The sequence below is a fragment of the Streptomyces sp. NPDC032745 genome, from assembly GCF_055579465.1.
Genome location: NZ_JBVING010000002.1, coordinates 688549 through 707635, shown reverse-complemented (window position 1 = coordinate 707635; position 19087 = coordinate 688549). Strand labels below are relative to the sequence as shown.

At 63.1% G+C, this 19087-nt stretch carries 24 protein-coding genes and 1 pseudogene; 19 read left to right on the top strand and 6 right to left on the bottom strand.

Annotated features, from left to right (window positions below):
• Nucleotides 1–2 precede the first annotated feature (2 nt).
• Nucleotides 3–365 (bottom strand): annotated as a pseudogene (locus tag ACZ5WG_RS07515) (gamma carbonic anhydrase family protein); the annotation flags it as partial.
• Between the two features lie 128 nt (nucleotides 366–493).
• On the opposite strand from ACZ5WG_RS07515, the gene ACZ5WG_RS07510 reads away from it, so the two are divergent.
• Nucleotides 494–1495 carry a tyrosine-type recombinase/integrase gene (locus ACZ5WG_RS07510; RefSeq protein WP_468721359.1) on the top strand — a complete coding sequence of 334 codons (1002 nt, stop codon included), beginning with the start codon at nucleotides 494–496 and terminating at the stop codon, nucleotides 1493–1495.
• Nucleotides 1488–2015 (top strand): hypothetical protein, encoded by a 528-nt coding sequence (locus ACZ5WG_RS07505; protein ID WP_468721358.1) that lies wholly within the window; start codon nucleotides 1488–1490, stop codon nucleotides 2013–2015. The genes ACZ5WG_RS07510 and ACZ5WG_RS07505 overlap by 8 nt, the downstream gene beginning before the upstream one ends.
• Before the next feature lie 73 nt (nucleotides 2016–2088).
• Here the strand turns inward: ACZ5WG_RS07505 and ACZ5WG_RS07500 are convergent, their stop codons facing one another.
• The 4 genes from ACZ5WG_RS07500 to ACZ5WG_RS07485 form a co-directional block, all read right to left on the bottom strand.
• Nucleotides 2089–2736 (bottom strand): hypothetical protein, encoded by a 648-nt coding sequence (locus ACZ5WG_RS07500; RefSeq protein WP_468721357.1) that lies wholly within the window; start codon nucleotides 2734–2736, stop codon nucleotides 2089–2091.
• A gap of 536 nt (nucleotides 2737–3272) precedes the next feature.
• Nucleotides 3273–3734 (bottom strand): DNA cytosine methyltransferase, encoded by a 462-nt coding sequence (locus ACZ5WG_RS07495; protein WP_468721355.1) that lies wholly within the window; start codon nucleotides 3732–3734, stop codon nucleotides 3273–3275.
• 58 nt (nucleotides 3735–3792) lie between these two features.
• Nucleotides 3793–3915, bottom strand: coding sequence for a hypothetical protein (locus ACZ5WG_RS07490; RefSeq protein WP_468721354.1), 123 nt, complete (start codon nucleotides 3913–3915; stop codon nucleotides 3793–3795).
• Nucleotides 3912–4103: a hypothetical protein gene (locus tag ACZ5WG_RS07485; RefSeq protein WP_136222569.1), complete on the bottom strand. Its 192-nt coding sequence runs from the start codon at nucleotides 4101–4103 to the stop codon at nucleotides 3912–3914. Before ACZ5WG_RS07485 ends, ACZ5WG_RS07490 begins: the two co-directional genes overlap by 4 nt.
• Before the next feature lie 458 nt (nucleotides 4104–4561).
• Here ACZ5WG_RS07485 and ACZ5WG_RS07480 point away from each other — a divergent pair, with 458 nt between their 5' ends.
• Both ACZ5WG_RS07480 and ACZ5WG_RS07475 read left to right on the top strand, forming a co-directional pair.
• Nucleotides 4562–4900 (top strand): HNH endonuclease, encoded by a 339-nt coding sequence (locus ACZ5WG_RS07480; RefSeq protein WP_468721475.1) that lies wholly within the window; start codon nucleotides 4562–4564, stop codon nucleotides 4898–4900.
• 390 nt (nucleotides 4901–5290) lie between these two features.
• Complete coding sequence (locus ACZ5WG_RS07475; RefSeq protein ID WP_468721353.1) at nucleotides 5291–5752, top strand: phage terminase small subunit P27 family; 462 nt, start codon at nucleotides 5291–5293, stop codon at nucleotides 5750–5752.
• A gap of 90 nt (nucleotides 5753–5842) precedes the next feature.
• Here the strand turns inward: ACZ5WG_RS07475 and ACZ5WG_RS07470 are convergent, their stop codons facing one another.
• Nucleotides 5843–6028: a hypothetical protein gene (locus ACZ5WG_RS07470; RefSeq protein ID WP_468721351.1), complete on the bottom strand. Its 186-nt coding sequence runs from the start codon at nucleotides 6026–6028 to the stop codon at nucleotides 5843–5845.
• A gap of 389 nt (nucleotides 6029–6417) precedes the next feature.
• Between ACZ5WG_RS07470 and ACZ5WG_RS07465 the strand changes: the two genes are divergently transcribed.
• From ACZ5WG_RS07465 to ACZ5WG_RS07395, 15 genes are all read left to right on the top strand, one after another.
• Nucleotides 6418–6684, top strand: coding sequence for a hypothetical protein (locus ACZ5WG_RS07465; protein WP_468721349.1), 267 nt, complete (start codon nucleotides 6418–6420; stop codon nucleotides 6682–6684).
• Nucleotides 6685–6697: 13 nt separating this feature from the next.
• Nucleotides 6698–7030, top strand: a complete 333-nt coding sequence (locus tag ACZ5WG_RS07460; protein WP_468721347.1) for an HNH endonuclease — start codon at nucleotides 6698–6700, stop codon at nucleotides 7028–7030.
• A 60-nt stretch (nucleotides 7031–7090) separates the two neighbouring features.
• The gene (locus tag ACZ5WG_RS07455; RefSeq protein WP_468721345.1) at nucleotides 7091–8827 is read left to right on the top strand and encodes a terminase large subunit; all 1737 of its coding nucleotides are present in this window, start codon (nucleotides 7091–7093) and stop codon (nucleotides 8825–8827) included.
• Nucleotides 8828–8834: 7 nt separating this feature from the next.
• Complete coding sequence (locus ACZ5WG_RS07450; protein ID WP_468721344.1) at nucleotides 8835–9026, top strand: hypothetical protein; 192 nt, start codon at nucleotides 8835–8837, stop codon at nucleotides 9024–9026.
• A gap of 44 nt (nucleotides 9027–9070) precedes the next feature.
• Nucleotides 9071–10360: a phage portal protein gene (locus tag ACZ5WG_RS07445; protein WP_468721474.1), complete on the top strand. Its 1290-nt coding sequence runs from the start codon at nucleotides 9071–9073 to the stop codon at nucleotides 10358–10360.
• On the top strand, nucleotides 10344–11039 hold the full coding sequence (locus tag ACZ5WG_RS07440) for an HK97 family phage prohead protease (RefSeq protein ID WP_468721342.1): 696 nt from the start codon (nucleotides 10344–10346) through the stop codon (nucleotides 11037–11039). The genes ACZ5WG_RS07445 and ACZ5WG_RS07440 overlap by 17 nt, the downstream gene beginning before the upstream one ends.
• A 17-nt stretch (nucleotides 11040–11056) precedes the next feature.
• Complete coding sequence (locus ACZ5WG_RS07435; protein ID WP_468721341.1) at nucleotides 11057–12241, top strand: phage major capsid protein; 1185 nt, start codon at nucleotides 11057–11059, stop codon at nucleotides 12239–12241.
• Nucleotides 12242–12304: 63 nt separating this feature from the next.
• Nucleotides 12305–12523, top strand: coding sequence for a hypothetical protein (locus tag ACZ5WG_RS07430; protein WP_468721339.1), 219 nt, complete (start codon nucleotides 12305–12307; stop codon nucleotides 12521–12523).
• A gap of 9 nt (nucleotides 12524–12532) precedes the next feature.
• A complete protein-coding gene (locus ACZ5WG_RS07425; protein ID WP_468721337.1) occupies nucleotides 12533–13366 on the top strand; it encodes a copper resistance CopC family protein in 834 nt (277 codons plus the stop codon).
• Between the two features lie 38 nt (nucleotides 13367–13404).
• Complete coding sequence (locus ACZ5WG_RS07420) at nucleotides 13405–13785, top strand: hypothetical protein (protein WP_468721336.1); 381 nt, start codon at nucleotides 13405–13407, stop codon at nucleotides 13783–13785.
• Entirely contained in the window at nucleotides 13785–13949 is a 165-nt protein-coding gene (locus ACZ5WG_RS07415; protein WP_168724161.1) for a hypothetical protein, read from the top strand. The genes ACZ5WG_RS07420 and ACZ5WG_RS07415 overlap by 1 nt, the downstream gene beginning before the upstream one ends.
• On the top strand, nucleotides 13949–14917 hold the full coding sequence (locus tag ACZ5WG_RS07410; RefSeq protein ID WP_468721334.1) for a phage tail tube protein: 969 nt from the start codon (nucleotides 13949–13951) through the stop codon (nucleotides 14915–14917). Before ACZ5WG_RS07415 ends, ACZ5WG_RS07410 begins: the two co-directional genes overlap by 1 nt.
• 60 nt (nucleotides 14918–14977) lie before the next feature.
• Nucleotides 14978–15442 (top strand): hypothetical protein, encoded by a 465-nt coding sequence (locus tag ACZ5WG_RS07405; RefSeq protein WP_468721333.1) that lies wholly within the window; start codon nucleotides 14978–14980, stop codon nucleotides 15440–15442.
• On the top strand, nucleotides 15439–15780 hold the full coding sequence (locus ACZ5WG_RS07400; RefSeq protein ID WP_468721331.1) for a hypothetical protein: 342 nt from the start codon (nucleotides 15439–15441) through the stop codon (nucleotides 15778–15780). Before ACZ5WG_RS07405 ends, ACZ5WG_RS07400 begins: the two co-directional genes overlap by 4 nt.
• A gap of 127 nt (nucleotides 15781–15907) precedes the next feature.
• A complete protein-coding gene (locus ACZ5WG_RS07395) occupies nucleotides 15908–19087 on the top strand; it encodes a phage tail tape measure protein (protein WP_468721330.1) in 3180 nt (1059 codons plus the stop codon).

Below are 19087 nucleotides of genomic sequence, written 5' to 3'. Positions count from 1 at the left end.
GGCTACTGCGGGGGCTGGACGGCGGCCCGGTGCTGCTTGGCCAGGTCCGCGTACATCAGGGCGTTGACCTTGATGCCCTCGCGCTCCTCGTCGGTCAGCTCGCGCCGCACCTTGGCCGGCACGCCCGCGACCAGCGAACCGGGCGGGACCACCATGCCCTGCGGGACCAGCGCCTGCGCGGCCACCAGCGAACCGGCACCGATCACCGCACCGTTCAGGACCGTGGCGCCCATGCCGATGAGGCAGTCGTCCTCGACGGTGCAGCCGTGCACCACGGCGTTGTGCCCGATGGACACGCGCTCGCCGATCGAGACCGGGAACCCGGGGTCGACGTGGAGCGTGCAGTTGTCCTGAACTCTAGTTTCCAAATGCTAGGATCCCTCGAAAGGCGCTGATCAGACTTGCCCTGCGGCGGTCCATGGACGCCCCGAAAGGTAGGTTTGGGATGGCTAGGCCGGTTACACCAAAACTTAGTATCGCCACGCAGGAGTACGTGGACCACCGAACGGCACAGTCGAAGTCGACTCGGCCGCCGTACTACCTGCGGAGCCTGTACCGGCGCTTCGTCGAGCGCGTCGGCGACTGCCACGTAAGCACCCTGCGAAGCCAGCACATCGAAGATTTCTTCTATGGGCCGGGCGGCCTCGCCGACACGGCCGGCAGTACGACCCTGGCGAATTACCGCGTGAACATGCGCAGCTTCCTGCGATTCTGCGAGCGGCGCGAATGGACCCTTCGCACCGTGGACCAGCTCACGGAGGGGCTCCGCGAGAAGTCCACGCAGAGCAACCGCAACCGCTACCGGATGACCCGGGATGAGCTTCGCCGCTTGCTCGATGCTGCGACCTTCCCCCGCGATAGGGCCTTGATCGCCTTCATCGCGAACACCGGCCTTCGCATCTCTGAGGCCCTTCGGATGCGGGTCCGTGACGTGGCATTCCAGAAGGAAGAGCTTTACGTCTACCTGCCCAAGACTGACGAAGAGGTGACGGTACCGCTCTCGCTCGACCTCGAACGAGAGCTTCGGGTATGGCTCACCCACTACACGGAAGCCGTGGGGACGCTGAAGCGGTCGCACTACCTCTTTCCGGTGTGCCTCCGGCCCATGTTCATGCCTGGTCATGCCCAGGTGCACAACCCTGAACGCGTCCTGAATCCCGAAGCCATGATCAGTCATCCCCATGTGATCATCAAAGACGTGGCGGAAGCCGCGGGCATCGAGCTTGACCCGGGGGACGCATGGCATACCCTGCGCCGGTCCTTCGCTCGCATCCTCTACGAGGACGCCAGGGAACACGGCCACGACAACGCGCTTCGGATCGTTCAAGCCGCCTTGAATCACAAGGAAGTGAGCACCACGGAGCGATACCTGGGCCTGGACATCGAGCGCCAACGGTATGCATACATGATCAAGGGCAAACCGTTCCTGACCGCCGATCTCGACCCCGGTAAGATCGTGGACCTGGGCGAGAGAAGGGCGGTGGGCCGTGGCTAAGGAACTGATCAGCCGGTGCGACGTGTGCGGTACGTCAGACGACGTGCAGGAGTTCACGATCATCTGGAATGAGTCGAAGACCGTGGATCTCTGCCCGGAGCATGCCGGACCGCTCTTCGAGCTCTATGAACTGGGTACGACCGTGAAGGTGACTACCCCGGCACCCCGGAAGGGTGGCCGCAGCGCGCATGGGGTCATCCCGATCGAGGATTGGAACCCTGACCTTCTCAAGCCCCGGGCGGAAGCGGCTCCGGCGCCCGAGGATAGCGGGGGCGCGACCCAGGCGGAGCTACTCGAAGCTGCACGGCCCCTGATCGGGACGACAGAGCTGTCGGAAAAGGTGGTCCTGGCCGTGGCCGCGCTCACGCGCGCCGTCGAGGGAGGGAAGGGCGAGGAACAAGCCCGAGCGGCTGTCTTGGCCCTGAATCCGCAACGCATCAAGGTCCCGGGTAACGACGATGGCCGCCGATTCCGCGAAGCACTGGCCGCTTATGTGGCGCACCACCAGGGCGAGAAGTAGCCCACGGGCGCGCAACAGAAGAACCCCCCGCCCAGAAGGGTCGGGGGGTTCTTCTATGTCCGCTCTCGGTGCCTCACCAAAGGCCGTCGGGCCCGACGTTCTCGGCGTGAACGTCCCTGTCGATAGGCATGATCACGCCCCGGAAGGTGGGGCCGATGCGGCAGAGGATCGGTTCCTTCGAGTCGAAGATCAGCACGTCTAGCGCGCGTCCTAGACCGTCCTTCCCCTTCGGGGCCTTCACCTTCGAGAAGCGGGCCAGTAGGGCCGGGTCGAACGCGACCACCTCGGGCACGGCCAGGGGCCGCCCTTCGAGGCGTGTAAACAGGCTGTCCAGCATCTCCCACACCCGCTCGTCGGCCTGGGCCGAAGCGTCCTGGGCGGCCGTAGGGGTGTCGTTGTTGCCGGGCCGGAAAATCAGGCCGTCACCGGTGCTGATCTCGAAGCGGCCGAAGCCCTTCTTGTCCTTCCTGCCTGCGGTGTCAAGGTCCGCCAGGGCCTCTCGGCCGACGTGCAGCGTGACGCCTTCACGGGGGCCTTCGTAGTCCTCCAAAGGGGCTGTGTCCTGGCCTATGGCGTATCCGTCTGTCCCGGTGGCCCGGAGGCCGGCGGGGGAGAGGTGCAGCCGCGCGGTCTTCACCATGGAACGGGCCGGAAGGAAGGCGTGCGCGTTGTAGACGGCCCTGGCCATCTCCTCGCTAGGCAGCGTCGCCGAGGCCTTCACGACTCCCCCTCTCCATCTCGCCCAGTAGGTGAGCGAAGGCGGCGAACGCCTGTTGCGGAACGACTCCATCACCGATGGCCTTCAGCTGTGCGCCCCTGTCGAGACCTTCAACCTTCGTGATCCATCCGCTCACGATGCCCATGAGCCACTCGGCAAAGCGGGGGGCCAGACGAAGGCCACCGCGGGGCCCGAACTCCACTGGAACGGGCGCAGGTTGGCCGGTGAGTACTTCCCAACGCCGTACGGCCGGGGCGAAGTCGCCCCACCACTCCGGGGGCGAGAAGTCGCCCCCGTAAGCGGCCCCAGGCTCGACGTTCAGCAGGAAGCAAGTCTCATCTTCGAGGGTCGGCCCGTGGCCGCCCTGTTTGCGCTTCGCGGGGTGCTGGGGAGCCCCGTTGCGCGACAAGTTCGCGGTAGGGGTCTTGAACAGCTTTTCGCTCTTGTCTCGGGGCCAGAGTCGGGCCATGGCGGTTACGAGATCGTCGCCCCCTGCCCCAGGCCGGCCAGCCTTCGCATAGTCCGGTCCTCGGCGGCCGTCAGCGGCGGTGGGAGTCGGAAGGAGCTGCAACGCAAAACCACCTATCCCTGTGGTGGGGGGCACCAGCGGCGGACGCTCGATAGCACGTCCATTGCGCGTCATACCCGCACGCGGCCAGGTCCCCGAGTACGCGGTCGAGTCCTCGGCTTCGTATTGCTCCGACGTTTTCCAGGAAGACGAGCTTCGGTCGAAGCGCGCGTACGGCCTCGGCGACGTTCGCCCAGATTCCCGAGCGGGAGCCTTCGATACCAACCCGTTTCCCCGCATTCGAAATGTCCTGGCACGGAAAACCGGCCGTCAGAATGTCTACGCCTTGATCTGCCAGCGTTGCCCAGTCAATGAGCGTGATGTCCCCGAGGTTCGGCACCCCGGGGAACCTCCGGGCGAGGATTTTCGCCTTGTTGGGGTCGTTGTCTGCCACCCACGTAACGCGGCCCCCGGTGAGAGCTTCAACGGCCATCCCGACCCCGCCATAACCGGCGCACAGCTCCAGTATTCGAGGGGCCGAAGGAAGGCCCTTACTCACAGTCGTTCTCGGCCTCTCCGCACGCCGAACTCATGAGTATCCGAGTCACGCAGTAGACGAAGGCGAAGAGTCCCGTGTAGTAGATCGTGTAGAAGATCAGCGCAAGGAGATTCATTCGGCGTCAGTCTTTCCGTAGTCGATGGCGTACTGATAGGCGGAGAATGCGTTGCGGATGCGGTAGGCGGCCCCGTGAAGCTCGCGCTTCCCCTTGCACCCCGCTACGTGGAGTTGCGCCACGGCGGTTTCGTAGTAGGGCATCCCTTCGAACGGGGAGATCATCTGAAGGGCCTTAAGCAGAGTCACAGCGGCACCTTTCCCAGGCATTCCAAATGCTAGTTTCCAGCCCGAGAAAAGGCGCCCATCGGCGCCGTTCTGCTGGTGTTCCAAAACCTAGCTTCGCTGCCCTGGCGGTTGCAAGGCTGCCCAGGTCAGAGGCCGTCCCGTGAGGGATCGGCCAGGGCAACAGGTCTACGTCTCCCAAAGGGGGTAAGGGGGTCGGCCTGAGGGAGCGGAGCGAGCGAGGGCCGGGGGGATCGGGGGATCACAGCAGCGGCCAAGGCCGCTGGAGAGCTGCGAGCGATAAGAGCGAGCAGCAGAAGGGCGCCCCTCTCAGGGCGCCCCTATATAGAGGTACTACTTCAACGCCATGGCTTACAGGCCATGGCTTCTAACAGGTCTATCCCTACTGAGAAGGGCGCCCACCGGCGCCCCAATAGAAGAGGGTGCCCCCCTCTGAAAGGGGGTACCCCGTGCCGTACAGCATGTGCCCCCGTCACAAAAGACTGCACCCCCTCGGGGTGCCCTGCACTCTATGTGCCAGCACTGCCAATGCCGCAGGCAATAGCAGGGGCAGGCGTAAGCACCCGAGCAAGAACACGCGCACGCGTGGACGCTACGACTACCAGTGGCAGAAGGTAAGAGCAGAAGCCGTAAGGCTTCAGCCCTACTGTTCTTTCTGCGGTACAAGCAATGACCTGACAGGCGACCACATCCTTCCATTGAAGGAAGGTGGATCGAACACACTAGATAACGTTCGTGTTCTCTGTCGTCAATGCAATACACGAAGAGAGAACGATTACCGGAAGGGAAAGCGGTACTAGATCCCGCTCATTCCCAAAGGGTGCACCCCCCTCCAAGCCAAACACCGCCAGGCCGTCAACGGTCGAGCTTTCCCGCTCGGCCGGCACGCCTGCCCCAGTCCCAGACTGCACGGCTCACTAGATACAGCCTTGACAAGCCGCTAGATCAGCCGTCCGGATCTGTCTCACAGGGGGAAGGGGGGTCCGAAAGGATCCCGGGCGCCTTCTCCGCACCCGCCGCCTTCCCTCTCTGTGAGCGCGCGGGGGTTCGCCTGAGTTCGTGGGAATTCGGATGGCCTCGGATTCCGGAGCGTGCAACGGCCTAGGCTCCTGATCAGCGCGGATGGCTCCGCGCGAATTGACGACACGTTTCCCAGAGAAGGGAATTCCAGACCGAGAGAGGTGGCAGACATGCCCGGACCGCCCCCGACGCCTTCGAGGCTGGTCGAGCTGAAGGGGAACCCTTCGAAGAAGAAGCTCACTGGCAGCGAACCGGCGCCCACCAGGGGCGCCCCTCGGCCGCCCGCAGACCTGAAGGGCGAGGCTCTCGCCGAGTGGGGCCGCATCGTCCCGGAGCTGGATCGCCTGGGCTTGCTTACGAGGGTTGACCGGGCCTACCTGGTCGCCTACTGCGAGTCGTGGGCCACCTTCGATCAGGCTCGGGCTGCCATGGCCGAGTACGGCGCCCTGGTGGCCGGCAGAGACGGCGGGTTGGTCAAGAACCCGGCGGCCCAGGTCATGCGAGACGCGGCTGACCTGATGATCAAGTTTGGTTCTCGCTTCGGCTTGTCTCCCTCGGACCGCACGCGCCTTTCTGTGGCGCCGGACTCCGAGGACGGCCCCGACGCTCAGGTTCTCTCTCTCCTGAGCTAGACGGGGCATTCAATGCCCCGTCTAGGGGTCTGGGGTTGAGCACCCATGTTGACCCGCGTAGGGCGTCGCGGTCCGTGGGTGCCCCCCTTCTTAGCGGCTGTTGAGCCAATGCATGAGCAAGCTGATGGGCAGGGTTCCCAGGGCATAGGCAAGACCGAGCGCCGCCCGCCGCGCCAGGGTTTTGCCGCTCGGCCACTGGCGGAGCCATCGGCGGAACCGTTGCAGTCTGCGCTTCTTATCGGTACTCCGCCGCTCCGTAGTGCTGTTGTCGTCCATCGACCCTCTTCTCTGAACTTCCTAGAAGCGACTCATAGATGGAGCTCCGGAGCATCCGCCCATCAGCATATGACCAAACCTGCGGGCGCGTATGTCCCAGCGATATGAGCGGGGGAGCTGTGCGTCTCGGTCGGTTACTTCCAGCACTGGCAACGCATCGCACCTCCGCGCAAAATGCCAGGTCAGCCCTGCTAGGGCTGCGGAGCAGGGGGCGAGTGCTCGGCGGCGGGCAAGCATTGCCAGCGTCTTGCAACAGCCAGGAGTAGCGCCCCTAGTCGCAGTCACGTATGCCAGCGATCACTGGATCAAAGATCCAATGAGACGTTAGGCAGGCTCCAATCCTGCCGCGCACCCAATACGTTTACACGCTTCCTTCGAACGGGTTCGTCTTGACTCAGGTAACAGCCGCTTCGCGGTCCTACACATTCTTCTTCGCCGAGGACATCCAGAGCGAAACCTTCCCCTTCTCTGAAGAGGTCTCGCGATCGGCCGAGATCGACAACGTGGCAAAGGCGTACATGAACGCGAAGGTCGCTCTTTATGCGGCCCTGAATCCCGGCCGTGTTCTGAACTCACGAACTCTCGACTACGCGGGCACGGTGGTGGTCAGTGAGACCACGGCCGAGAGTGCCCGGCTGTACCCGACTGAGATTTAGCAGGAGTAACCCGATGGGCAACGCCGTTTCTGGCGTCAAGAAGCGACGCCGACGAAGGCCGGCAGGGTGGCTGTCGCGCCGCGAGTATGCGGTGAAGCGCCGTTGCGAAGAGTGGGGCGTCCCCTACGAGACGGTGAGTCGAGCGAAGGTGTTCAATCGCGATGGCTGGGTTTGTCAGCTCTGCGGACAGCCTATTGACCGAGTGATTAGGTTTCCGAAGCCACTCAGTAAGTCGCTCGACCACATCGTTCCTCTGTCGCACGGCCCTGGCACGCCGGGGCATGTCTTCAGCAATTGCCAGGCCGCACACCTCGGCTGCAATTCCTCGAAGGGGAATCGAGTGTGACCGTTCACCCCCGATAACTGGTCTTTCCTTCGTGAAGTGACCGGCGACTAGGGGGTGAGCGTGAGCGAGATTATCCGCTCCCCCTTTGGCCCCATCGATCCGCGTGAAGGCTTCTTCTACTACGACGAAAAGCGCGCGGCTCACGCGGTCAACTTCATTGAAAAGCTGATCGTGCACACGAAGGGGCGCCACGCCGGCGCCCCGTTCATTCTCGATGAGTGGCAGAAGAACGAGATCGTTCGACCGCTCTTCGGCACGATGATGTTTGACGACCAGTACGAGGAATACGTTCGTCAGTACCGGATTGCGTGGCTGGAGATGGCCCGCAAGAACGGGAAGAGCGAACTCCTTTCGGCCTTCGCGCTTCTCGGCCTGGTCGGCGACTTCGAGGAGTCCGCCGAAGTCTATTCCGTCGCGGTCGACCGCGACCAGGCCGGCCTGGTCTACAACACGGCGAAGCGCATGGTCGAGCTGAACCCGGTCCTGAATAAGCGGCTCGAAATCATCGACTCGAAGAAGCGCATCATCGACCGCAAGACCAACAGCTTCTATCAGGTGCTCCCTGGTGATGCTGCGGGCGCCCTCGGAACCAACCCGAGCATGGTTCTGTTCGATGAGGTTCTGACGCAGAAGGACCGACACCTTTGGGACTCGATGCGCCAGGGTTTCGGTACCCGTCGACAGCCCATCATGATTGCGGCGACAACGGCCGCATACCGCACTGCGGCCTTCGCTCTGGAAGAGCACGAACACTCGCTTCGTGTTCGGGAGGAGCAGAACCTAGACCCCGCCCGTTTCGTGTTCGCGCGGAACGTTCCGGATGACTGGGACTGGAAAGACGAAGGCAAGCCGCCCTCGGCGGAGTACCCGAAGGGGACGGGCTGGTACCTGGCGAATCCCGCCCTCGGCTCCTTCCTGAACATCAACAACTTGCGGGCCGAAGCCATGGAAGCGGCGGAGAAGCCCACGGCGCAAAACAGCTTCCGCGTGTTCCGCCTGAATCAGTGGGTGTCGCAGGCCAACCGCTGGTTGGACATGCACCTTTGGGACGAGAACGGATCGCTGAAGGTGACCCGTGAAGCCCTTCGAGGCCGCCCCTGTTACGCCGGTATTGACCTGGCGGCGACGGGTGACTTCAACGCCTGGGTGCTTCTGTTCCCTGGCAGTCCTACGGATCCGGACGCCGAGGGGTGGACAGTGCTTCCGCACTTCTGGGTGCCTCGGCCGGCTGTCGAGAAGCGAAGCGCCATGAGGTCGAGCTTCGAGGTTTGGGAGCGCGAAGGCTTCCTGTCGGTGACCGAGGGTCCGACTACCGACTTCAAGGCCATCTTCCGACACATCGCGAAGGATGCTGAAGAGTTCCGTATCCGGTTCTTCGGCTACGACCCGTGGAATGCGACTCAGCTTGTGAACGAGCTTGAGGAGCAGGGCCTTTCGGCGGTGAAGGTGCCGCAGAGTGCGGCCCGGCTGAACGATCCCTCGAAGGCGATTGAGTCGGCTCTAGCGGGCCGGGAGCTGCACCACGGCGGGCATCCGGTGCTTCGTTGGATGGCGGACAATGTCGAGCTTGACGTTACCGGTGACGGTTTGGTGAAGCCGAGTAAGGCGAAGTCGGGCGAGAAGATCGACGGTATCGCGGCTTTGGCTAACGCCTTCTTCCTCACGGCCCTACCGGCCGATGAAGAGGTTCATGTGACCTTCGTGAACTTCAACGAAGAGTATTCAGATTCGGACCTGGAAGCGCTTCTTACCCCTGCCAATCGGCAGAGGGACTTCTTCCTAGAAGACGACGATTAGGAGATTCATGGATCGGCCCAACCTGGGCCGCTCCCTCCGGTCGGTCGCTAATTCGCTTGTCCCGAACGTCTTTCAGGTGGGCAGTCTCGGCTTCGTTGCCGTGGCCGCCTATGACGTTGCGCGCCCTCTCGGGCATTTCGCGGTGGCCGTGTGCCTCGGGCTGATCGGTTACGCGGCGGACGGGGGCAAGCGGCAGTGAGCCTGTTTACACGCATCGGTGAGCTTCGAGCCGCTGTGTCCGGCATGGCGGGCAGTTGGGAACGGGATGTCGAGGTTTCTAGCGTCCGTACCGCCTCGGGGCGGAAGGTGTCTCGCCGGAACAGCCTTCAGATGGTCGCGGTCTACGCCTGTCAGTCGCTGATTGGTGATGCGGTCGCATCCCTCCCGCTGGACCACTACACGAAGATCGGGGGCCGGAAGGAATCCTTCGACCCGATGCGGTCCCCGCGCTGGATTCGGCAGCCGAACCCGTTCCAGACGTCTTATGACTTCTGGCATCGGGTGATCATCAGCCTTCTGACGGACGGTAACGCCTTCCTCTACACGCTCCGGAATGAGCGGGGCGAGGTGTCGGCCCTGTACTGCGTTCATCCGCAGTACGTGACCATTCTCGACGGCCCCCTAGGGGATAACCGCTATGAGGTGTCGGACGACCAGGGCGCCGTTCAGGGCGTCTTTGACCGGACCGAGATCCTGCACATTCCCGCCTTCACCCTGCCGGGGTCGAGCCGCGGCCTGTCGCCTGTCGACGTGGCCCGGGAGGCGATCGGCCTCGGGCTTACGGCAGAGGAGTTTGGCTCCCGCTTCTTCGAGCAGGGAACGACGATGGCGGGTGTCATCGAGCACCCGGGAACTCCGCGCCCGGACGAAGCCCGGCTTCTCCGGGACATGTTCCGGAAGACGCACGCTGGGGTGAAGAACTCTCACAGCGTGGGAGTCCTTACCGGTGGCGCCCAGTTCAAGCCGATCACGCTCTCTCCGGAACAGGCTCAGTTTCTGGAGACGCGTCGGTTCCAGAAGGCGGAGATCGCCCTTCTGTATCGAGTGCCCGCATACCTGGTCGACAGCTCTGTTAGCTCGACCTGGGGAACCGGCATTGAGGAACAGAACAAGTTCTTCGTAGACCAGACGCTCATGCCCTGGATCGTGCGCATCGAACAGGCCGTTTCAACGTTCCTCCTGCCCGGTCTCCAGTACATCCGCTTCAACGTTGACGCTCGGCTTCGGGCTAAGACGAAGGACCGGTACGAGTCGTATCAGACGGCGCTGAACAACGGCTTCCTGAGCGCGAACGAGATTCGCGCAATGGAAGACCTCGGGCCGCTCCCGAAGAAGCTGGGAGAGCGGTACTACCGCCCCCTGAACCTGGCTGTCGTCGGCGACGAAGACAAGGCCGAGAAGGAACAGAAGCCCGAGGCCGGCGCCGCACCCCCGGTGCCCCCGATTCCTCCCGCTGATCCCACCGCGGACCCGAACGCACAACAGGACCCGAACGTAACGGATCAGGGGAAGAGCAATGGAGATGGAACGTAGGGCTGTCCCTACAGAGTTCGAAGTTCGCAGCGAGGGCGGGAAGTTCAACTTCTACGGCTACGCGCTGAAGTGGGACGCACGGTCTCAGAACCTCGGCGGCTTCCGTGAGCGTGTCGCCCAGGGCGCCACGTCGGACAGCATCGGGCGGGACGACATTCGGGCCCTGTTCAACCATGACCCGAATCTGATTCTCGGCCGGAACCGTAGCGGAACGCTACGGCTCTCCGAGGACTCGGACGGCCTTCACTACGAAGTCGACATGCCGGACACGACGTATGCGCGTGACCTGGCAACCGCCATGGAGCGGGGCGACGTAAGTCAGTCGAGCTTCGGCTTCAAGACTGCTGGCCCCGAAGGCGATTCCTGGGCCGAGGATGACGACGGCTTCCCGCTGCGGACCCTTCAGAGGATCGCTCTCTTTGATGTCTCGCCGGTGACCTACCCGGCATACGCCGACTCCACCTCTGGTGTCGGCTCCCGCGCTCTCCAGCTCCTGGCGGAGCGGCGCGGGCTTTCTGCGGCGCGGCTGGATTCGCCCGAGGCGATCCGGGCCGCTATCCGGGCCGGCGAAGTGTCGGCGCTGAGCGAAGCGCGAACCGCCTTTCCCCGGTACGGGCTCCCCACCGATCCGGTGGCGGCCCTGGCTGCCCTGTCGCCTCTTTTTTTGCCTCGAACCTAGTATTTGGAGTACCCAATATGGATTTCGCCGCTGCGGCGAAGGCCGCGCTCGAACAGCGTGCTGGCCTGATCAATGAGCTTCGCTCCGTCGAGGCTGACACGTCCCTCTCCGAGGCCGAGAAGCGGACCCGCGTCGAGCGGATCGACGTTGACGTTCGCGCCCTGGAGGCCGAGGCCCGAGAGGCCGTCGAGCGGGGCGAGCGCGAGGCCGAGGTTCGTTCACTGGCCGCGCGAGCGGGCGGCCTGGTGCTGCCTGGCACCCCCGAGGCCCGCCAGGGCGACCGCGACGAGGCGGCCGAGCTCCGCGCGGTCGCACGCGGCGACATGCCGGGCGTCGACTTCGACCTTCGCGCCGCGACCAGCGGCAGCGCGGCCAACGCCGGTAACACGTTCGCGACTTCGTTCGTGGCCCAGGTCATCGAGGCCATGCGTGTGCGTTCGGACTTCTTCTCGAAGGCCCGGACCCTCACCACGGGCTCCGGCGAGACGATCGAGTACCCGGTGAAGAACGGCCGGCCGACCGCTGCCCAGGTCTCCGAGAACACGGCCTACGGCAAGAGCGACGGCTCTTGGACCAAGACCAACATCGGCGCCTACAAGTACGGCGTCATCGTGGAAGCCACTCAGGAAATTGTCGATGACTCGCAGCTCGACATTCTCGGCATCCTCGCCGAGGACGCGGGCGAGGCTGTCGCCGACAAGGTGATGGCTGACCTCCTGGTCGGCAACGGCACCGGCAAGCCGTGGGGCTGGATGACCCGCGCCACCGGCGGCGTCAACGCGGCCAACCTGGCCGGTGTCACCACTGACAACCTGATCGATCTTCAGCACTCGATCCTGAAGCCGTACCGCCGGAACGCGGTCTTCATGACCTCGGATCAGGCCGTACAGGGCCTTCGCAAGCTGAAGGACAGCACGGGCAACTACATCTGGCAGCCGGCTCTCACCGCAGGCGCCCCGGACACCATCCTTGGCACGCCGATCATGACTGATCCGAACGTCGTCACCTCTGGTGCTGGCGCGAAGGTCCTGGTCTACGGCGACCCGTCGAAGTACCTGATCCGACAGGCGAAGTCGCTCCGCGTCGTCCGCTCGGACGAGTACGGCTATGACCGTGACGTGGTCGCTTTCAAGGTCACTTGGAGGGGCAGCGGCGACCTCTTCGACCTGGCTTCCGTGAAGGCCCTGACCGTCACCGCGTAAGCGGCTTGAGGGGGCCGCCCATCGGGGCGGCCCCCTCGGTCATCCCCTCTAGGAGTTGAGGCTATGAAGATCAAAATTCTCGAGGACGGTTCGGGGCTTCTCGACAACAAGCCGTTCCCCTCTGTCGGTGACGAGGTCGAGCTTCCTACGGGACTCGCTCTCTCGCTGATCAATGACAAGCGCGCGGAAGCCGTGGCCGAGAACGCGGCGGAGACGCGCGAGACGGCCGCCGCTGCGGCCCCCGAGAAGCGCGGCCCCGGTAGGCCGCGGAAGTCTGCGTAAGGGGGCGCTGTGCGGTTTCTGAGCGGTAGGGCCGTCACGCTGCGGCACCTCTTCCTGGATGACGAGTCCGTGATGATCGTTCCTGCCGTGTCGGTGACCGTGCGGGACGCTGCGGGCGCGACCGTTTACACGGGTGACGCGACCAGCTCGGGGGGCGAGTGGACGGCCAGCCTTCCGGCCCTGCCGGAGGGCGTTTACACGGTGGCGTGGGTGGCCGGCACTACGGCCACGGACCGAACCACCTTCGAGGTGGTCGGCGGCTTCCTGTTCACCCTGCCCGAAGCCCGCGGATCCGACATGGACCTAGCCGACCCCGAGCGCTTCCCCACTGCCGAACTGAGGCACTACCGGGAGGTAGTTGAAGACGAGTTCGAGCGGATCACAGGTCGCAGCTTTGTGCCGAGGGCGGCCCGTGTCGAGGTCGAGGCGGACGACACCCCGACCCTGTTCCTGGGCGCCTTCGACTTGCTCGCCGTGAAGGCCGTCTGCGGCCCTTCAGGCGCCGTGGACGTAGCAGGCTGGACCGTGGGCCCCTCGGGCTCAGTGCGGGCCCCGTACGACCTGGCGGACGGCGACAGGTACACCGTGACCTTCACCTATGGCCTTCCCCAGGTCCCCGAGGACGCGAAGCGTGCGGGACTGCTGCGGCTTCGCTCAGTCCTGACAGCCGAGCGGTCCGGCATCCCGGACCGGGCCACGGCCTTCGTCGCAGCCGAGGGCGGCAACTTCACGTTGGCCACCCCCGGGCGAAACGGCTACGAGACAGGCATTCCCGAGGTCGACGCCACTCTCAGCCGCTACAAGTACCGCATCTTCTATGACGTGTTGGGGGCTTCGAGGTGAGCACTCAAGCGTTCGCGGTGAAGGCTGCACTGCGGGACATGATCAAGGCTCTTCCCGCCCTGGCCGGCTACCAAGTCACCTGGGGCTACCCGATGCGGAACCCCGAGCGTAGGTGGGTCTTCGTGGGTGAGGTGCAGTGGCCGGATTCCCAGTGGGTGACCAACCGAAGCCGAGACGAAGTCTTCGAGGTCAGCGTGATTGTGAACTGCCAACTCTCGGCCGGAACGGCCGAAGAGGTCGAGTCAGAGCTTCAGCGCATGGCCGCCGGAATCGAGGACGGGATGAAGGCGGCGCCCACCCTCGGCATTCAGTCCGTCGTCACGTCGGACTTCATCCCTAAGAAGCTCTCTAGCTTCCCGTCGGATCAGGTCTATGAAGGCCAGTTCGAGGCGGTTGTTCGCGTGAAGGCGAGGCTCTAGTGAAGACCGTTGCATACAACGGCCCATATTCAGCGGTCGAGGTTCCCTCGCTGGGCGTCACCGCTGAGAAGGGCGACCCGATCGAGGTCGCCGAGGACGTAGCCCAGGCACTACTTCGCCAGGGGTGGCAGGAAGTCAAGGCGAAGAAGGAGATAGCCAAGTAATGCCCACGATTCATGATTCATTCTTCGGTGTCGCGGACGAGAGCACATACGGCACGGCCGTAACCCCCGCGAAGTTCTTCGAGTTCACCGACGAAGGCATTGAAGGCAAGTACGAGAGGATCGATTCCGAGGCGATCCGCGCCGGTACCCGCGTGCTGCGGAGCGACCGCTTCGCACCCAACCCGAAGGGTGCCGAAGGTGATGTCAAGATGGAAGTGCTCTCCGGCGGCTTCGACTTCTGGCTTAAGCACATGATGGGCGGCATCAGCTCGGGCGCCCCCACAGGTGGCTTCATCACGCACACCGCGACCGTGGGCGACCTGAACGGCAAGAGCTTCACGGCCCAGGTAGGCCGCGTGGACAACACCGGCACGAAGGTGCCCTTCACGTACGAGGGCGGCAAGGTCAAGGAATGGGAGCTCTCGAACGCGGTTGACGAGCTTCTGAAGCTCTCCGTGGGCCTGGACTTCGCCAAGGAGAGCATCGGGGCCGGCAGCGGCGCGTACGCCCTGGCGACGCCTACCTATGTCGCCAATACGAAGCTCTTCAGCTTCGGCGGCGGCACCGTCACCGTTGGTGGGTCTGCCTTCGAAATCTCTGACTTCTCCCTGAAGGCCAGTAACGGCCTGAAGGATGACCGCTACTTCATCCGCAGCAGCGGCAAGAAGGGCGAACCGCTGGAGTCGGATCTTCGCAAGTACGAGTGGTCCATCAAGGGCGAGTTCAGCGGCACTGCCCAGATCAACCGCGTCGCTTCGGCCATCGCGAGTGGGGCGGTCGCCGACATCACGGTTCTTTGGGATGGGCCGGACGGTTCCCAGTTCAAGGTACAGATGCCGTTCGCCCGGTTCGATGAAGGCCCGGTCAACGTGGGCGGCCTCGAAGTGGTCGAGCACGACCTTTCCGGAATCGCGCTGACCGACGGAACTGCATCGGCAGTCACGATCACGTACAAGGCCCTTCAGTAAGGGTCTCTCTTTTTTTGCCCAGTAACTAGTATTGGGAACATAGCATTTGGGGGCTGGGCTATGCCCACTGAAGGCATTTACGGAAATGTCGATGGCCTAGCCCAGTTCACCCGCGCTCTCGCGCGTGCTGGCGCCGACGGCGTACGCGACGAGGTCAAACAGGCGAACTTCGATGTCGCCGACAAGCTGACCGCTGCGGCCAAGTCGAAGGCTTCCGGCCTATCGCGCCAACAGAGATCCGCGGCCGAATCTCTTCGCGCCACGAAGACGCAGAACTATTCGGCAATCCGGATGGGCAGTGCGCGCAAGCCCTATGCCCTGGGCGCCGAGTTCGGCGCAAAGAAGCTCACTCGGAAGGGCAACGTCGCCCGGGGTTTCCGCCCATGGCGAGGAAACCAATTCGACGGATGGAACGGCGGCCCTGGCTACTTCCTTCACCCGTCCATCCGGGAGAAGGGCCCGCAGCTCATCCAAGAGTACATGGACAAAATCGAACGCCTAATGTCGGAGGCATTTCCAGAATGAGCAACTCTAGCGAAACCGTTTCCCTTCGTGTCGACCCCGACGTTCTGACGATCGGCGATCTCGAAGACTTCGAAGAGGTTGTGGGCGCCGCAATCTACGACGTTCTTTCGCCTCGGCCGGTGATTGGCCCGGATGGAAAGAAGGTTCTGGACGAGAAGGGCCGCCCGGAACTCGAAACCAAGATACCCACGAAGGCCCTTAAGGCTCTCATCTGGATCACTCAGCGATCCGAGAAGCCCGGTTTCTCTCTTGAGGATGCGCGCAACGTCCGCGTATCCGCCCTCGAACTGGTCGGTTCCCAGGACGGCCCGGGAAACGACGAAAAGCAGAACGCCTAAGAGATCGGGCCGCGTTCTGCCGGTTCTACCGCATGACTCCCGGCGAAGTCCGACGCATGACGGCGGCCGAATATCGCGCCTTCTGCGACTACATGAACGAATACAACGCTAGCCGGGAGTCTTACTAATGGGCGATTCGAGAACGCTCCGCGTCGTCATCACTGGTAACGCGTCCTCGGCGGAACAGGCAATTGACGGACTCGCCGACGCATCCCAGGATGCAGGCGGCCAGTTCGACGCCATGGGCGGAAAGATGGGGCGCTTCAAGGGCGCCATGGCCGGCATGGGGGCGGCCGTCCTCGCCGCCCTTCCCCTGGCCGGTCTCCTGGCGTTCTCAAAGGGCTTGGACGAGATCCACAACCGGGCCAAGCTGGCCGCTTCGATGGGCCTCTCGGGCAAGGACGCGGAGCAGGCCGGCAAGCTCGCCGGACAGCTCTACGTGGGCGGCTTCGGGGAGTCGACTGCGGAAACGGGCGAGATCGTTCGGCGTGTTTCCCAAGACCTCAACATGAGCGTCAACGCCGTCGACTTCAAGCCCATCGCCACGAAGGTGGCGACGATATCCGAGGTCATGGACCAGGAGATAGGCGGCACGACAAAGGCCGTCTCGAACCTGATGAGAAACGGCCTTGCGAAGAGCGCGGACGAAGCGCTTGATGTAGTGGCCGCGGGCTTCACGAATGGCGTTGACAAGGGCGAGGACTTCCTTGACACCCTGAACGAATATGGCGCCCCCTTGCATCGCCTCGGTCTCGACGGACCGAAGGCCGTTGGTCTTCTTTCCCAGGGTCTGAAGGCCGGCGCGCGAGATGCCGACTTTGTCGCCGACGCGCTGAAGGAATTCAGCATTCGGGCAATCGACGCTTCGACTACCTCGGCCAAGGGGTACGAGGAACTCGGTCTTAGCGCCGAGGAGATGACGGCAAAGATCGCCAAGGGCGGCGCCGATGCGGAACAGGGCCTCGGTCTGGTCCTTGAAAAGCTGCGAAACACTGAGGATCCGGTAAAGCGCAATGCTGCTGCTGTCGCACTATTTGGCACGAAGGCTGAAGACCTTGGTGATTCGCTATTCGCCCTGAACACTTCGACCGCAGTGCAGTCCCTCGGCAACGTCAAGGGCGCGGCCCAGCAGATGGCCGACACGATGCACAACAATGCGGCGGCGAAGGTCGAAGGGTTTAAACGCAAGCTCGAAATGGGCTTCACGAATGCTGCGGCCTCGGCGATCATGTCGTTCGAGGGCCTCGGGCAGAAGCTAGCCCCCGCCTTTCAGGCGATTGGGACCGTAGTCGGCCCGTTCGTGCAGGGCCTGCAAATTGTCGGCCAGAAGATCAGGACGAGTTTCGAGACCGGCGCGGCGCGTACCGCGCTCGACCAGCTGACTGCGAAGCTCTCGGGTATTTGGGCAATCGTCGGCCCTGCCCTTCAGCAGTTCGTGTTGTTCTTCAGAACAACACTCATGCCGATCTTCCAAGAGCTCTGGCTGAAGGCACAGCCTGTTCTCGTTCAGCTCTGGCAGACCTTCATGACGTATCTCGACTTCATCAAGGTTGCGATACAGACCTTCGTCACCGTTGTGCAGTTCCTTTGGCAGATGTTTGGAGAAACGATTCTCCAGTACGTCAGGGGTGCCTGGGACGCCATTTGGCAGGTCATATCTGGCGTGCTGTCGGTGATCCAGGGTCTCTACAACGTATTTATCGGCATCTTCACCGGAAACTGGTCGAAGGCCTGGACGGGCGTCAAGCAGATCTTTTCCGGTGTCTGGGACGTTATCGCTGGAATCTTCAGCGCCGTGATGAACACGATCAAGCTCGTTCTTAAGCTAGCCCTTGACGCCTTCGTGGGCCTTTGGCGCTTGCAGTGGAATCTGATCAAGTCTGTCTTCAATTCCATCGTGAACGGAATCATCGGCTTCTTCTCCGGAGCGATGGCGAACCTTCGCTCTGCGGCGTCATCTGCCGTTAGCTCGGTGAAGAACTTCTTCGTCTCCGGGTTCCAGTCTCTCTATTCGTCGGTCAGGGACAAGGTCAGTTCCGTTGTCAGTGTGGTGCGAGAGATCCCGGGGCATGTCTCGGGCGCCTTGTCGGGCCTGGCCGGCACCCTGACGGGTATCGGCCGGAACATCATTCAGGGTCTCGTCAACGGCATCCGCGGCAGCCTCGGCGCGGTCATGAGCGCGGCCCGCGCCATCGTGGACCAGATCCCCGGACCGATTAAGAAGGCCCTGGGCATTCACTCGCCTTCCCGCGTCATGGCGGAGATTGGTAAGTGGATTACCGAGGGCCTCGTTAAGGGCATGACCGGCGGTTCGAAGAGCATCGAGGCGACAACGAAGAAGCTCCATGAACTTGTCACGAAGGCCTTCAACGCGAAGGAGATGACGAAGGGCGCCTCCGATGTTCTGCACGACTACATCTCGCGGCAGAACAAAACCCTCCTGTTCCTCGCGAAGGCGCGAGAGAACATTCAGGAGCGGATCACCGCGGCTAACGAAAAGTTGGCAGACCTGAAGAAGGCGAAGGCTGACATGGCCTCGTCTGTTACGGATAAGGCGAATAGCTTCGGCGCCTTCATGGGTGTTCTCGACAGCGGCCAGTACGGGGACAACTCGGCGAACGCGGTTATCGCCCGCCTTAAGGGCAAGCTGAAGGCGATCACCAACTTCCGGAAGAACCTTCAGACTCTCGCGAAGCGTGGCCTCGGGCCAGGCATCATCAGCGAGATTGCCCAGGCCGGCCCCGCAGAGGGCGGCCAGATGGCACAGGCCCTTCTCAATGCGGGCGCGGGCCAGATCACGGAACTGAACTCGACCTACTCGGCGATCGGCAGTCAGTCGAAGAACCTGGGCAAGTTCGTTTCCGGCAACTACTACGACGCTGGCATCGAGGCGGCTAACAGCGTCATCGCGGGCTTGAAGGCGCAAGACAAGGCCCTGGCTAAGTCGATTCAGACCATGGCGAAGACCATGGTCGATGAGCTCAACAAGGCGATGAAAATTATCAGCACAGGCAAGTACATCACCTTCCTGGGCAAAATCATCGGCATCGGCGCAGGTAGGGGGGTCTGGGGCCTAGGCCGCAAATTCGACTGGGACCGAGGGTCAATTGGTGTGCGCCGCCCTACGGGCAGCCTTGCTAACAGGTCTATAGCCAGTGCAAGACCGCCTCAGGGCGCCCCGACCGTCCATGTGACGGTTCAGGGCAACGTGACAGCCGAGAAGGCCCTAGCGCGGTCGATTGCTACCACCATTCGAGACGAGATCGTTCGCAACGGAAAGCGAAACGGAGGAAGGACGGGATTCTAA